Source organism: Candidatus Amarolinea dominans (genome assembly GCF_016704685.1).
Taxonomy (GTDB): domain Bacteria; phylum Chloroflexota; class Anaerolineae; order SSC4; family Amarolineaceae; genus Amarolinea; species Amarolinea dominans.
The window spans coordinates 43,383-56,682 of sequence record NZ_JADIZS010000010.1 but is presented as its reverse complement, the minus strand read 5'-3'; the positions used below and the strand labels follow the sequence as shown (position 1 = coordinate 56,682).

At 61.9% G+C, this 13,300-nt stretch carries 11 protein-coding genes; 6 read left to right on the top strand and 5 right to left on the bottom strand.

Annotation, left to right across the window (positions count from 1 at the left end):
• Nucleotides 1-6 precede the first annotated feature (6 nt).
• The 5 genes from IPF85_RS07855 to lepB form a co-directional block, all read right to left on the bottom strand.
• Nucleotides 7-297 (bottom strand): EutN/CcmL family microcompartment protein, encoded by a 291-nt coding sequence (locus tag IPF85_RS07855; RefSeq protein WP_343407517.1) that lies wholly within the window; start codon nucleotides 295-297, stop codon nucleotides 7-9.
• Between the two features lie 21 nt (nucleotides 298-318).
• On the bottom strand, nucleotides 319-570 hold the full coding sequence (locus tag IPF85_RS07850; protein ID WP_343407516.1) for a hypothetical protein: 252 nt from the start codon (nucleotides 568-570) through the stop codon (nucleotides 319-321).
• A 107-nt stretch (nucleotides 571-677) separates the two neighbouring features.
• A complete protein-coding gene (gene deoC / locus IPF85_RS07845; RefSeq protein WP_343407642.1) occupies nucleotides 678-1,340 on the bottom strand; it encodes a deoxyribose-phosphate aldolase in 663 nt (220 codons plus the stop codon).
• Between the two features lie 209 nt (nucleotides 1,341-1,549).
• Nucleotides 1,550-2,263 carry a ribose 5-phosphate isomerase B gene (gene rpiB / locus IPF85_RS07840; RefSeq protein ID WP_343407515.1) on the bottom strand — a complete coding sequence of 238 codons (714 nt, stop codon included), beginning with the start codon at nucleotides 2,261-2,263 and terminating at the stop codon, nucleotides 1,550-1,552.
• A gap of 57 nt (nucleotides 2,264-2,320) precedes the next feature.
• Complete coding sequence (gene lepB, locus IPF85_RS07835; RefSeq protein ID WP_343407514.1) at nucleotides 2,321-3,013, bottom strand: signal peptidase I; 693 nt, start codon at nucleotides 3,011-3,013, stop codon at nucleotides 2,321-2,323.
• Nucleotides 3,014-3,296: 283 nt separating this feature from the next.
• Between lepB and sat the strand changes: the two genes are divergently transcribed.
• From sat to IPF85_RS07805, 6 genes are all read left to right on the top strand, one after another.
• Entirely contained in the window at nucleotides 3,297-4,532 is a 1,236-nt protein-coding gene (gene sat / locus IPF85_RS07830; RefSeq protein ID WP_343407513.1) for a sulfate adenylyltransferase, read from the top strand.
• Between the two features lie 29 nt (nucleotides 4,533-4,561).
• On the top strand, nucleotides 4,562-5,935 hold the full coding sequence (locus tag IPF85_RS07825; protein WP_343407512.1) for an alkaline phosphatase family protein: 1,374 nt from the start codon (nucleotides 4,562-4,564) through the stop codon (nucleotides 5,933-5,935).
• 70 nt (nucleotides 5,936-6,005) lie between these two features.
• The gene (gene cysC, locus IPF85_RS07820) at nucleotides 6,006-6,623 is read left to right on the top strand and encodes an adenylyl-sulfate kinase (protein WP_343407511.1); all 618 of its coding nucleotides are present in this window, start codon (nucleotides 6,006-6,008) and stop codon (nucleotides 6,621-6,623) included.
• A 79-nt stretch (nucleotides 6,624-6,702) separates the two neighbouring features.
• Nucleotides 6,703-8,094 (top strand): alkaline phosphatase family protein, encoded by a 1,392-nt coding sequence (locus tag IPF85_RS07815; protein WP_343407510.1) that lies wholly within the window; start codon nucleotides 6,703-6,705, stop codon nucleotides 8,092-8,094.
• 186 nt (nucleotides 8,095-8,280) lie between these two features.
• A complete protein-coding gene (locus IPF85_RS07810; protein WP_343407509.1) occupies nucleotides 8,281-9,894 on the top strand; it encodes a CAP domain-containing protein in 1,614 nt (537 codons plus the stop codon).
• A 344-nt stretch (nucleotides 9,895-10,238) separates the two neighbouring features.
• On the top strand, nucleotides 10,239-13,247 hold the full coding sequence (locus tag IPF85_RS07805) for a right-handed parallel beta-helix repeat-containing protein (protein WP_343407508.1): 3,009 nt from the start codon (nucleotides 10,239-10,241) through the stop codon (nucleotides 13,245-13,247).
• The last annotated feature ends 53 nt before the right edge of the window (nucleotides 13,248-13,300 follow it).

Sequence of the window (13,300 nt, the reverse complement as noted above, 5' to 3'; positions counted from 1 at the left end):
CGCCCTTCAGTTCTTGACGTAGGTCAGCGCGCCTTCGACTTCCAGCGAGTCGAGGATCGCCATGATGACTGCATCCACCGGTTTGTTGTTGGTGATCGTGGTTTGCCGCGCCGAGCTGCCGCTGGCGATCAGCACTAACTCGCCTGCCCCGGCGCCCACGGCGTCAATGGCCACCAACGGCTTGCCCACCAGTTCATTGGCGGGCGTGACCTCGCGCACCACCAGGAGTTTCAATCCGATGAGCTTATCATCTTTTACGGTTGCCACGGCAGAGCCAACCACACGTGCAATCATCATGGTGCTATGTTCCTGCCACCCCTACAGATGGCGCAGCCGGCAGCGCGGGTTGTTCATGATTTCGTCCAGCGCATGACGGTCGAGATGCAGTGCCTGCGCCAGCGACGTCACCGTCGCAAAATCGGCGCGACTGAGCTTGCTCAAAGCCTGCTGTTCCTCCTCCATCAAACGGTGGCTGATCACCGCCTTGACAGGATCGGCCAATAGCTTGGTTTGACAGTCCAGGCATTGCCAGGCGTGCCCGGCGACGATGAGAAGATTTTCGCTGCGCATGATCTCACTTTCTCACTGGCGTTGGCGGTCGCCGCCCTTAGCGCCTATCCGAACAACCTGACATTCGCCTCGATCAGGCGCCCGACGGTAGTTATTCGGATAGGCTATTACTTTCGGTTTTCCTGCACGATCTTGACGCTGGCGCTGGCGCCGATGCGCGTGGCCCCGGCCTCGATCATGGTTTTGGCATCGGCCGCCGAACGAATGCCGCCCGAAGCCTTGATGCCAATGCCCGGCCCCACCACGCGGCGCATCAAGGCGATGTCACTGGCCGTGGCGCCGCCGCCGGAGAAGCCGGTCGAGGTTTTGACATAATCGGCGCCGGCCGCCTGCGCCAGCGCACACGCTTCCACCTTCTCTTCGTCGCTGAGCAGGGCGGTCTCGATGATCACCTTCACCAACACGTTGCAACTGTGCGCCGCCTGCACCACCGCGCTGATGTCGTGCGCCACCAGGCGGTAGTCGCGTGACTTCAGCGCGCCGATGTTGATGACCATGTCCACCTCGCGCGCACCGTCCGCAATGCAGCGCTGCGCCTCGAAGGCCTTGACTTCCGGCATCGTCGCGCCCAGGGGAAAACCCACCACCGTGCAGACCGGTACATTGCTGCCCCGCAGCTCACGTGCGGCCAGCGCCACCCAGCTCGGGTTCAGGCAGACGGAGGCAAACTGATATTGACGCGCCTCCTGACACAGTTGCATCACCTGGTCAGCGGTGGCATCAGGCTTGAGCAGCGTATGGTCAATCATGGCAGCCAGGTCAGGCGCAATCTGCCGGATTCCCAGCGGCGCGCTCAGGCGATCTGCGCCTGCGCTGACCACCACGCGGCAATCATCCGGGCATTGTTGCGCGCACATGCCCGCGCAGCCCCCACTGCAGCCGGCGCACGCCGTCGCGCCGGAAAAGTTTTGTAACACCTGCTGCGTAATCAAGCGAACCAGTTCTTCAGTGTTCACACGCAACTCCGCCTAGCTTTGCGTTACGATTTGAGAAAACGCTGTTCCACCTGCATGATCTTGGCCACGCGCTTGGCATGGCGCCCGCCGCCCCACGGGGTTTCCAGCCAGGTCTTGACGATCTGACGCGCCAGGCCAGGGCCGATCAAGCTCGCGCCCAGGGTCAGGACGTTGGCATGATTGTGCTCGCGGCTGTTGAGGGCGGAGGAAAGGTCGTAGCAGAGGGCGGCGCGCACCCCCGGCACTTTATTGGCGACCATAGCCGAGCCGATGCCGGCGCCGTCAATGATGATGCCGGCCGCGGCGCGTCCATCGGCCACCAGCCGCGCCACCGCATACGCCAGGTCGGGATAATCAACCGCTTCCGGGCTGAAGCAGCCCACATCGGTCACCGTGTAGGCCAGTTCGGCCAGGTAGGCTTTGAGCAAGGTCTTGAGTTCGAAACCGCCGTGGTCCGCGCCAACAGCCACGGTGCGTGACGCGTCAGGCGACGGCGCGGGAGCCGCAGCGGGTATCGCCGATGCAGCCGGTACGTCACCCACGCGCAGCGTAATGCGGCGGCGTTCGGCCTCTTCTCGGGCCAGGGGCGTAATCAGGGTGTCCGCTGCAACCCACAGTTCTGCACCCAGGGCCGTGCTCTGCACTGCGGCTGCGGAAAGCACAGCGCGACCGGCTCTGGTCGGCGCAACGCCGCCGTTGGGCAGGTCTGTCTGGTGTTTTGTCTCCGTGGCAACCATGGCACCTCGACATCTGAAAGTAGGGGCGCATCCTTGCGGTCGCCCACGCGGGCAGGCTCAGGGGCTGGCCGCAACCGGGTTACTGATGATACGCCACGCATTGGGCGGCCAGTACGACACGATGGCGCGACCGATGACCTTGTCCATCGGCAGCAATCCCCAACTGTGCGAGTCGCTCGAATTGTTGCGATTATCGCCCAGAACGAAGAGCTGATTGGCCGGCACCAGGGTGGGCGCGGCATCGTAGGAGCCAGGCGCCGGCCCGTACGGTTCGTCAATCGGTTTGCCGTCAATGATCACCTGGCCGCTCCGCACCTCAACCGTTTGGCCGGGCAGACCAATCACGCGCTTGATGAAATCCCGCGAGGGATCACGCGGGTAGTGGAACACGATGACATCGCCCCGCTGTGGCTCGCCCAGCCTGTAGGAGAGCTTGTTGATGATCAGGAACTGACCGTTTTGGAAGTTCGGCTCCATGCTGATCCCGTCAATGCGGTAATTCTGCATGACCGTCCGCACCAGGAAGAAGATGACCAGGGTCAGAACGACTGTTTCGACCAGTTCACGTAGGATACTGCCCAGGTTCGTGGCGGTATTACCCTCATTTACGGCATTGCCTGCGTTGACCGCACTAACCGGCAACACCGCCGCGGGTGGTGGCGTGTCGTCCGTCACCGTGACCGGTGTCGGTTCGCTGACTGGAAATGACAACTGCCAGCCTGTGCGCCCTGCGACGGGTGCATCTGGCATCATAGCTCCTGTTTCTGCCACGGGCAGTCTGTCTTGAGCTTGTTCAGGTATATTTTCGGAAGTCACTAGTAAGCCTCGTTCAGAATCTGGGCTGAATTATAACACCCTGCCAGTGAAAAGCCAAAACCCTTCTCCCAACCTGTCCAATTGATTTGACAGCCCCTAGCCCCTTTGCTATACTGCCCGTACATGCGCCAGGCTGCCTGGCGTATTATTTTGGCCGCCGACCGCCGGTTTATAACCGCTTGCTGACGGCTCTTGTTCCAAGGAGCTTTATCACATTATGCCTGCTGCGATTCGCCAGATGACGCCCCACGGGGGCGTTTTGGTGGATCGGGTGCTGCGCGGCGTCGTACGCGAAGCTGCGCTTGAACGCGCCCAATCCCTGCCCAAAGTCTATCTTGCGCCGATGGCCGTCTCCGATCTGGAGATGATTGCCGTGGGCGCCTTCAGCCCGTTGACCGGGTTCATGGACAAGCTGACCTACCAGACCGTGTTGGACGACATGCGCTTGCCCAACGGCCTGGCCTGGACCGTCCCGGTGACGCTGCCGGTGACCAGCGAACAGGCCGCGACGCTGTCCGAAGGCCAGGAGATTGCCCTGGTTGAGCGCACCGAAGCGGGCGCCGACAACATCATGGGCATCCTGCAACTGGCCGAGAAGTTTGGCTATGACCAGCCAGAAGAAGCGGAAAAGGTCTACCGAACCACGGAGAGCGCGCACCCCGGTGTGGCTCGTCTCTACGCCCAGGGCGACGTTCTGCTGGCCGGTGACATTTTCCTGCTGAACCGCCCCAGTGTGCTTGAGTTCCCGGAACTACGCCACGATCCCGCGCAGGCGCGGCGTCTGTTTGCCGCCAACGGCTGGCGCCGTATCGTGGCCTTTCAGACACGCAATCCGATCCACCGCGCGCATGAATACATCCAGAAGGTCGCGATGGAGATTGTGGACGGCCTGTTCCTGCATCCGTTGGTTGGCGAAACCAAGAGCGACGACATTCCGGCCGATGTGCGCATCGAGAGCTATCAGGCCATTCTGCGTGACTACTACCCGCCGGAGCGCGTGCTGCTGGGCGTTTACCCGGCCGCCATGCGCTATGCCGGCCCGCGTGAGGCCATTTTCCACGCCATCGCCCGCCAAAACTATGGCTGCACCCATTTCATCGTGGGGCGCGACCATGCCGGCGTCGGCCGCTATTACGGCACCTATGACGCCCACTACATCTTCGATGAATTCTTGCCCTACGAACTAGCCATTACGCCGCTCTTCTTCGAGCACGCCTTCTTCTGCACGCAGTGCGGCACGATTGTGTCGCCCAAGATCTGTCCGCACGACAAGAAGTATCATGTGTCCCTGAGCGGCACCCAGGTGCGCCAGATGCTCGAAGCTGGTCAGCAGTTGCCGCCGGAGTTTACACGACCGGAAGTGAGCAAGGTGCTCGTTGATGGGATGGCGCGCAAGCGCGAAGAAGAAATCCGCAGGGATGAAGCAAAAAAAGTGAGCGCGGCGCCAGCCTGACAGCGGTCGGGACTGGGCGCCGGGTATTAGTGATCGGGCTGGATTGTGCAGAGCCAACGCTGGTCTTCGAGCAGTGGCGTTCCGAGCTGCCAACCTTGAATCGTCTGTTGACCCACGGCACCTTCGGCCGCCTGCGCTCATCCGACCCGCCCATCACGGTGCCGGCCTGGGCCTCGATGCTCTCCGGCCTGGACCCCGGGCAGTTGGGCTTCTACGGCTTTCGCAATCGGCGTGACTATTCATATGAAGGCATGACGATCGCCAGCGGCGCCTCGGTCAAGGCTGACCGGGTGTGGGATGTGGCCGGTAAGGCTGGTAAACGCTCGGTCGTCGTGGGCGTGCCGCAAACCTACCCGGTCAAACCTATGGAAGGCTGGTTGGTCAGTTGTTTCTTGACCCCGCCGGGCGCTGAGAAATTCACCTGGCCGCCGGAACTGAAGGATGAAATCGGCCAGGTGCTCGACGGCGCGCCCTATGAGGTGGATGTTCATAACTTCCGCACCGACAACAAGGCGCAGTTACTGGCCGATCTGTATCGGATGACCGACAAGCGTTTCAAGGTGCTTCATCACCTGCTGCACAAGCCGTGGGACTTCGGCATGGTGGTGGAGATGGGCACCGACCGTATTCACCATGGCTTTTGGGCCTTCATGGACCCTCGCCATCGCAACTACGTGCCGGGCAATCCGTTCGAGAACGCCATCAGGGACTACTACCGGCATGTGGACCGCCTCATCGGTGAGCTGTTGGCGCAGGTGGGCGATGACACCCTGGTCATGGTGGTCTCCGATCATGGCGCCAAGCCGATGATGGGCGCTTTTTGTATCAACGAGTGGCTGATCGGGCAAGGTTTGCTGGTGCTCAAGGAATATCCGGAGGCCCAGGTTCCGCTGGAGAAGTGCGAAGTGGACTGGAGCCGCACGAAGGTGTGGGGCAGCGGCGGCTATTACGCGCGCATGCACTTCAACGTCAAGGGCCGGGAGCCGCAGGGGATCATCCCGCGGGCGGAATACAACGCCTTTGTGGACGAGATGATCCAACGGCTGCACGCCACCACCGATCAGCACGGCCGGCTGTTGGGCACCACGGCGGTGGCGCCAGCGCGCATCTACCGGCAGACCGTCAATATCCCGCCCGACTTGATGGTCTACTTCGGTGATCTCTCCTGGCGCGCGCTCGGCTCCGTGGGCGGCGGCAAAGTGCATACCTTCGAGAACGACACCGGCCCGGACGATGCCAACCACGACTGGCACGGCATCTTCATTATAGATGATCCGCGCCGCGACCTGGGCGGACGCAGGCTGGACGGGCTGCAATTACAGCAGGTGGCGCCCACCATCCTGACCGCGCTGGGTGTGCCCGTGCCGCCAACCATGACGGCGCCGGTCATCGCATGGGACTGACCCCCCCGGTTTGATCTGCAGAGGCCTGGTCAGGAGACCGGCCAAAATCGTTAGAAATTAGGAAGAAGCAATGTCTCAAAAAGGATTCACACTGTGGTTTACCGGCCTTTCCGGCGCCGGCAAGACAACCCTGGCCGACAGGGTTTACGATGAGCTAAAGGGGCGCCGCGTCCTCAAGGTGGAAAAGCTGGACGGCGACGTGGTGCGCACCAACCTGAGCAAGGGCCTGGGCTTTAGCAAGGAAGACCGCGACACCAACATTCGACGCATTGGCTTTGTGTGCGACCTGCTTTCACGCAATGACGTGATCGCCATCGCCTCGGCCATCAGCCCTTACCGTGCGGTGCGTGACGAAAATCGGGCGCTGATCGGTTCGGACCGGTTCGTCGAAGTCTACGTCGAGGCTACGCTCGACACCCTGGTGCAACGTGATGTCAAGGGACTCTACAAGAAGGCCCTGGCCGGCGAGATCAAGGAGTTTACTGGGGTCTCTGATCCCTACGAAGCGCCTTTGCATCCCGAGGTACACGTCAATAGCAGCACGGAGACCATTGATGAGAGCTTCGACGCCATCATCGGCTATCTGGAGGCCCGGGGCCTGATCGAACCGCTGCCAGAGCAGGCCGGTTATTCGGCCGCTGAAGAGCAGGCCGTCTCTGCGCACCTGGAGGCGCTGGGATACCTCTGAAAAAATCAGGCGTCAGGGCACAGCGGGAATCTTGCGTTTCCCTTTGCGCCCTGGCGCCTTTGCGTTCAAGGGGGGCTGGATGAGTTTTCTGAATCGTCTGCGGGGTAAGGACCCCAAGGCGCCGGCCAGGCCGGTGCGCAAGCGTGTCTGTTTCATCGGGCTGGATGGCACGCCCTATTCCCTGTTGCAGCGCATGATCCGTGAGGGCATCACCCCCAATATCGCGGCGCTGACACGCGCCGGCTCTCTGCGTCCGATGCACTCGATCTACCCCTGGGTCAGTTCGGTCGCCTGGTCAAGTTTCATGACGGGGCAGAATCCGGCCAAACATGGCATCTTCGGCTTCGTGGATCGCGACCCGGCTACGCTCAAGACCTACATCCCCACCGCGCGCAACATGCTTTCGCCCACACTGTGGGAGATCCTCAGCCGCGCGGGCAAGCGCGTGGTCGTGGTCAACGTACCGGTCACCTTTCCACCCAAGCCGGTCAACGGGGTGTTGGTGGGCTGTTTTCTCAGCCCCAGCCTGGACAAGACCGTCTATCCCGAATCGCTGTTACCCACGCTGCAGCGCCTGGAATACAGGGTGGATACCGATCCCTGGAAGGCCCGCGCGAGCCGCGAGGCGGGCATGGCTGACATTCTCGACGCGCTGGAAAAGCGTGTGCGCACCATGTTCTACCTGCTGGAAAATGAAGACTGGGACTACTTCATGCTGGTCATCATGGAGACCGACCGCCTGCATCATTTCTACTTCGAGCCGATGGAACAGAACGACCCGGTGTGGGCGCCGGCCTTTTTCGATGTCTATCGCCGCATTGACGAGGCCATCGGCCAGGTGCGCGCCAAACTGGACGCAGACACCACGTTGATGCTGATGTCGGATCATGGCTTTTGTTCGATCAAGCAGGAAGTTTTCTACAACCACTGGCTGGCGCAGGCGGGTTATCTGAAGCTGAGCAAGCCGCCGGAGCAGATCAAGGGGCCTGATCTGACCGCGCTGGCGCCGGCGTCGTTGGCCTACAGCCTGGATCCGGGGCGTATTTTCATCAACCTGAAAGGTCGCGAAAAGGATGGGCGTGTGGCGCCGGGCGCGGAGTACGAGCGCCTGCGCGATGAGCTGATTCAAGGTGCGGAGGCGCTGACCGATCCCGCCAGCGGCGAGCGCCTGCTGCTCAAGGCCTACCGGCGTGAGGAAATCTACCACGGGCCTTATCTTGACCGCGCGGCCGACATCATTCTCGCGCCGGCCAATGGCTACGACCCGAAGGGCGCCCTGGCCAAAGAGACGTTCACCTATAAGGACAAGATGATGGTCGGCATGCATACCTACGACGATGCGATGGTCTACATCGGTGGGCAGAACCTGCCGCCGCAGGAGGTGGACATCCGGGCTGTGATGCCAACCATCCTGCACCTGCTCGACGTGCCCGCGCCGCCCGACCTCGACAGTCATTCCTTGCTGGGCTGACCCGCCCATCCGCCATTTGCAGCCGCGAGTCGCCGGCCTGGAGGTCAAGAATCGGACCTTCAGGCCGGTTTTTGTTGGCGTCGGAGTTGCGGCTATTTTTGGGCGCCTTGTGACCTAGTTCCCATTGAGAAAGCGCATGGGCGCAGTTAGACTACGACCAGACAGAGGACTGGCGAGGTGGTCTGCATGCGCATCGAACTCAATCATGGCCCGCGAAAACAGCGTAGTCTGTGGGTGGTTGTGGCAACAACGTTGTTGTTTGCCGGCGCCCTGTCTGCCTTTGCAGAAGCGCCTGTTGTTCGCGAGGTCGCTGCGCAGCCGCGGTTGGCGCCCGCTTCAGCCGCGGATGATGTGGTCTATGTCACCAATCAGCAGCGTCTGGCCAATGGTCTGCTTCCTCTCAAGCGGGTGTCTGAACTGGACGCCTCTGGCACGACCCACGCCAATGATATGGCCACCCATGATTTTTTCAGCCACACCGGCTCCGATGGCAGCCGCGTGGGCGATCGGGTTGGCGTGGCCGGCTATTTCAATTGGGCGATTGTGGCCGAGAACATCGCGGCCGGCCAACCTTCAGCCGAAGCTGTGGTGGCGGCCTGGATGGCAAGCCCGGCGCACCGGGCGGTCATCCTGCGCAATGACCTGCGCGAAATAGGTGTCGGCTATGTCTTTCAGGCTAATGACCAGCCCAACGTTGTCCTGCCAGGCGGCGCCCTGGGCGGGCCTTACTACCACTACTGGGTGCAGAATTTTGGCGCACGCTACGATGTGTATCCGGTCATCATTGATGCCGAGGCGCTGGCGACTGAAAACCAGGATGTGCAGCTCTCCGTTTATGGCAGCGAATGGGCCACCCAGATGATGGTGGCCAACACCGCGGACTTTGCCGGCGCCACCTGGCAGGCGTATCAGTCCACACTCACATGGACGTTAGCGGCCGGCAGCGGTCAGCGCAGCGTCTATGTGCGTCTGCGTGACGCCTACGGCAACACGCAGGATAACCAGGACGACATCCGGCTCGATGCTGGCGCTGCCCCAACCGCCACGCCTACGGCCACAACCCTGCCGCCCACGGCAACTCCAACCGCGGCGCCGACCAATACACCGGCGCCGACCAATACACCGACGCCGACTGATGCACCGACGCCGACTGATACACCGACGCCGGACGTGACCTATCTGCAAGGCAGCGCTTTCTACGACGCCAACCAGAACGGCCTGCACGATAGCAATGAGGTCTTTGGCCTGCCGGGCACTCTCGTCATTCTGAAGAATCAGGACGGCCAGGTGGTGAGCACAACCACGACCGACGACAGCGGGGCGTATCAATTCGCGTTGACCGCGTTGGCAGGCGGCAATTACGCCATCAAGACCGTGCCCCAGACCTCGGTCATCCCTACCTCTCAGAACCCGACTTATGTGTATGTGGTGTCGGGTCAATGGGTTGACGAAGTAGATTTCGGGTTCGTCTCCGGCAGCGGCCCCATGATCACCGACATGGCTGCAGGGCCGCAGCCGGAGACGGCTATCGTTGTCACCTGGACGACCCAGGGTGAGTCAGGCAACGAACTGTACCAGGTGCAGCGGGCCGATCAACTGCGCGGTGTTTACCTGACAGTTGCCACCGTGGCCGGCCACGGTGATGGCGTCTATGCCGTCATGGACGAAACGGTGCAGGGCAATGTGCGCTACTGGTACCGTTTGCTCGTCTCCCCTTCTAATCGCCTGGCAGGCCCTGTGGATGCCATGTTGATTTCCTCTGACGGTTTCCGCGTTTCACTGCCTCTTTTCCTTCACTAACCTTCACTAATGATCTTGCTTGACCCCAAATACGCCCACAACGTCGGCATGGTCGTGCGCCTGGTATCTTGTTACGGCCTGGGCCAGGTCAGGTCCGCCCCTGTATCGGTACTGTATCGGTATTGTATCGGTTCTGACTTGTATTCTGTGGGCGCATCTGGCATAATAGTCGTACTCTACCTGTCACCCGATGCTACCAAAGTCATATTGACCTAAACCGTGTGGAAACTGCATAATCTGAGGGATGACGCCACGGCAGTCACGCACTCAGGGCCTGAGTAGTTCTGATCGAACGTTATTTCAATGACATAACGCGAACAGGCGTCCACCAAAGGAAGCATCGTATGAACAACAAACCAATCGAGCGACGGAGATCCTCATCCGTAACCGCTGTGAAGAGTTACTATCGGGTGGCGCAGCCCTCGCTGTGGCGCCTGTTCCTGCTGGCGGCCCTGCTTACCCTGGCTATTTTCCCGCTGGCCTGGGCCGCAGGAACTCAGATCGTAGTCTGTGCGACCGGCGGTGATTACACGACGATTCAGGCGGCCGTCAATGCCGCGAGCAGCGGCGATGTCATCACGGTCTGCGCAGGGCTTTACCAGGAAAATATCGTGCTGCACGCCGGCGTTTCCATTCAAGGTGCGGGCAGCGACGCGACGATCGTGGATGGCGGCGCTACTCAGAGCGTGGTGCGGGCGCTGACCGCGGACATTGGTGCAAGCACGATGGTCAGCGGGCTGACGCTGCGCAATGGACGCGCGACCAGCGGCGGCGGCGTTCAGGTGCGCCAGGGCGCCCCGGCCTTCAAGAACCTGGTCATCGAGAATAACGAAGCCTGGCAGGACCAGGGCGGCGGCGTCGCGGTCCTGGATGGCGGTCGTGTCACCCTGACCAACGTGGTGGTGCGCAACAACCGCGCGGTGCGCGGCGGCGGCGTGGCGGTGGCGGGGGCCAATTCGCAGTTGACGGTGGTGAGCAGCCAGATCAGCGCGAACAGTGCGAGCGTCAGCGCGGGCGGTGCGTTGGCCGGGCTGCGCGGCACGTTTAGCCTGGTCAATACTGCGCTGGAGAACAATGTGAGCGCCGGCGCGGCCGGGGGGGTGATGTTCGACATCCTGTCGGGCGGCAGCATCGAGGGCGGGCGCTTCTCGGGGAACCAGGCGCGTGATGGCGGCGCGGTGTACATTGTCAATGCTAACATTCCGATCAGCGGGGTCGAGTTTACCGACAACGTGGCCACGAGCCATGGCGGCGCGGTGGCCTTTGTGCAGCGCAGCAGCGGGTCGGTCGCTAATTCGGTTTTCACAGGTAACCGCGCCGTGAGCGGGCACGGCGGCGCGCTCCTCATGCAGGATGCGGCGACGGTCGTGGTGCGCGGAAGCACGTTTCGCAACAATCGAGCGGCAGCCGGCATCGGCGGCGCGGTGAAGGTTTTTTCCAATGCGAATGTCGCCATTGAACAGAGCCTGTTCGAGAGCAATCAGGCTTCTGACGCGGGCGCCATCCTGGTGCAGGCAGCCACCCTCAGCCTGACCGGCAGCACACTGCTGAACAACACCGCTTCGCAGTTTGGCGGCGGCATGGTAGCGAACGAGGGCAGCACCGTGACGATTACGGAGAACCGTTTCGAGGGCAATGTCGCGGCCGTAGATGGCGGCGGCCTGATCATTCAGAACAGCTCAACCGGCACCGTCAGCAACAACCTCTTTCGCGCCAATCGCGCGAGCCCGACAGCAGGCATTGCCGGCGCCCTGAAGATCTATAACAGTTCCTCGCCGACGGTGAGCCAGAACACGCTGGAGTACAACGAGGCGTACGATGGCGGCGGCCTGTATGTAGAACAATACTCTGCGCCGCTCGTCAGCGGGAACATCTTGCGTGCCAATCGTGCGCTGCGCTATGGCGGCGGTGTGGTTATCAACTCCGGGTCGTCGCCCACGATGAGGGGCAATACGATTAGCGCCAATACCGCGGCCAGCAACGCAGGCGGAATTTTCGTCAATGAGTCGCAGCCGGTGCTCGAACAAAATACCGTCAGTGACAATGTCGCGAGTGGTTCCGGCGGCGGCGTGGTCCTTCTCTCGTCTGGCGGCGCGTTGCGTGGCAATCAGATTCGGGGGAATCAGGCCGCGGTCAACGGCGGCGGCGTGTTGCTGAATGCCAGCAATCCCCAGGTGAGCCATAATGCCATCGAGGGCAACACCGCGGCGCAGCTCGGCGGGGGATTGGTGATGCAGGCCAACAGCCAGGCGGCCGTGCATGACAACACGATCAGCCAGAACAGGGCCGCGACCGGCGGCGGGGTGTTCATGACGGGCGTATCCCAGGCGACGCTGAACACGAACCAGGTGGAACGCAATCAGGCCAGCCAGGGCGGCGGCGGCATCGCCCTGGCTGGCAGCCATCCAGCGCTGGTGAACAATGTGATTCGCTGGAACCAGGGCGGTCAGTACGGCGGCGGCCTGCTCATTCAGGGCGGCTCCCGGCCTGTGGTGAACGACAATGTGATTGGCTTCAACACCGCGAACGCGGGCGGCGGCGTTTCTGTGACGGACAGCACGAACCTGCTGTTCACCGGCAACCAGGTGACGCGTAACCAGGCGCTCAGCGGCGCCGGTGGCGCGCTGTTGATGTTCAACACGCACGGCCAGGTGAGCGGCAACCAATTTACGGCCAACAGCGCCAGCGGCGGCGGCGGCGCCATGACGTTCAATCAGAGCGATCCGGTGGTAGATGACAACCGGTTTCTGGGCAACACGGCCGGCGGCTATGGCGGCGCCCTGTTGGTGCAGGACAGTTCCGCACCCAACATCCATAACAACGAGATTCGCGGTAACAGCGCCGGCAGTCAAGGCGCGGGCGTGATGGTCTCCGCGGCCAACCCACGCCTGGCCAACAACACGATTGCCGATAATGGCGGCGCTGGCCCCGGCGAAGGGGTGCGCCTGTTCAATGTGAGCGGGGTCGAGGTGACCGGCAATGTCATCGTAGGAAATCGGGTCGGCATCAGCGCTAATGCCAACAACCAGGTGGATCTTGACCGCAACAACCTGTGGGAAAATACGGTGGATTATGGCGGTATCAATCGCGGGCCTACCGATCTGAAAGTGGACCCGCTGTATGTGACCGGGCCGTTTGGTGGGTTTTATCTCAGTCAACGGGCGGCCGGCCAATCCCAAACCAGCCCGCTGGTGGATGCCGGCCCGGTGACCGCGGCGTCACTGGGACTGAATGAGACAACCACCCGCACCGATGGGGTGGGCGACACCGGGATGGTTGACCTCGGCGTTCATTACCCGCCATTTTTCGGCGCGCCGCGGCTGTGGATGCCTTTCATGCGTCTGGGGCAATAGCGGGCGAGTAGCCGCGTTGGCGCAGTGACGCACGGTCAGTCGCCGACGACGTT

What these genes read in the sequence shown, in the direction of transcription:
- IPF85_RS07855 (WP_343407517.1), bottom strand. Translation starts at nt 297, where the DNA reads ATGATGATTGCACGTGTGGTTGGCTCTGCCGTGGCAACCGTAAAAGAT.
- IPF85_RS07850 (WP_343407516.1), bottom strand. Translation starts at nt 570, where the DNA reads ATGCGCAGCGAAAATCTTCTCATCGTCGCCGGGCACGCCTGGCAATGC.
- IPF85_RS07805 (WP_343407508.1), top strand. Translation starts at nt 10,239, where the DNA reads ATGAACAACAAACCAATCGAGCGACGGAGATCCTCATCCGTAACCGCT.
- IPF85_RS07815 (WP_343407510.1), top strand. Translation starts at nt 6,703, where the DNA reads ATGAGTTTTCTGAATCGTCTGCGGGGTAAGGACCCCAAGGCGCCGGCC.
- sat (WP_343407513.1), top strand. Translation starts at nt 3,297, where the DNA reads ATGCCTGCTGCGATTCGCCAGATGACGCCCCACGGGGGCGTTTTGGTG.
- rpiB (WP_343407515.1), bottom strand. Translation starts at nt 2,263, where the DNA reads ATGGTTGCCACGGAGACAAAACACCAGACAGACCTGCCCAACGGCGGC.
- cysC (WP_343407511.1), top strand. Translation starts at nt 6,006, where the DNA reads ATGTCTCAAAAAGGATTCACACTGTGGTTTACCGGCCTTTCCGGCGCC.
- lepB (WP_343407514.1), bottom strand. Translation starts at nt 3,013, where the DNA reads ATGCCAGATGCACCCGTCGCAGGGCGCACAGGCTGGCAGTTGTCATTT.
- IPF85_RS07810 (WP_343407509.1), top strand. Translation starts at nt 8,281, where the DNA reads ATGCGCATCGAACTCAATCATGGCCCGCGAAAACAGCGTAGTCTGTGG.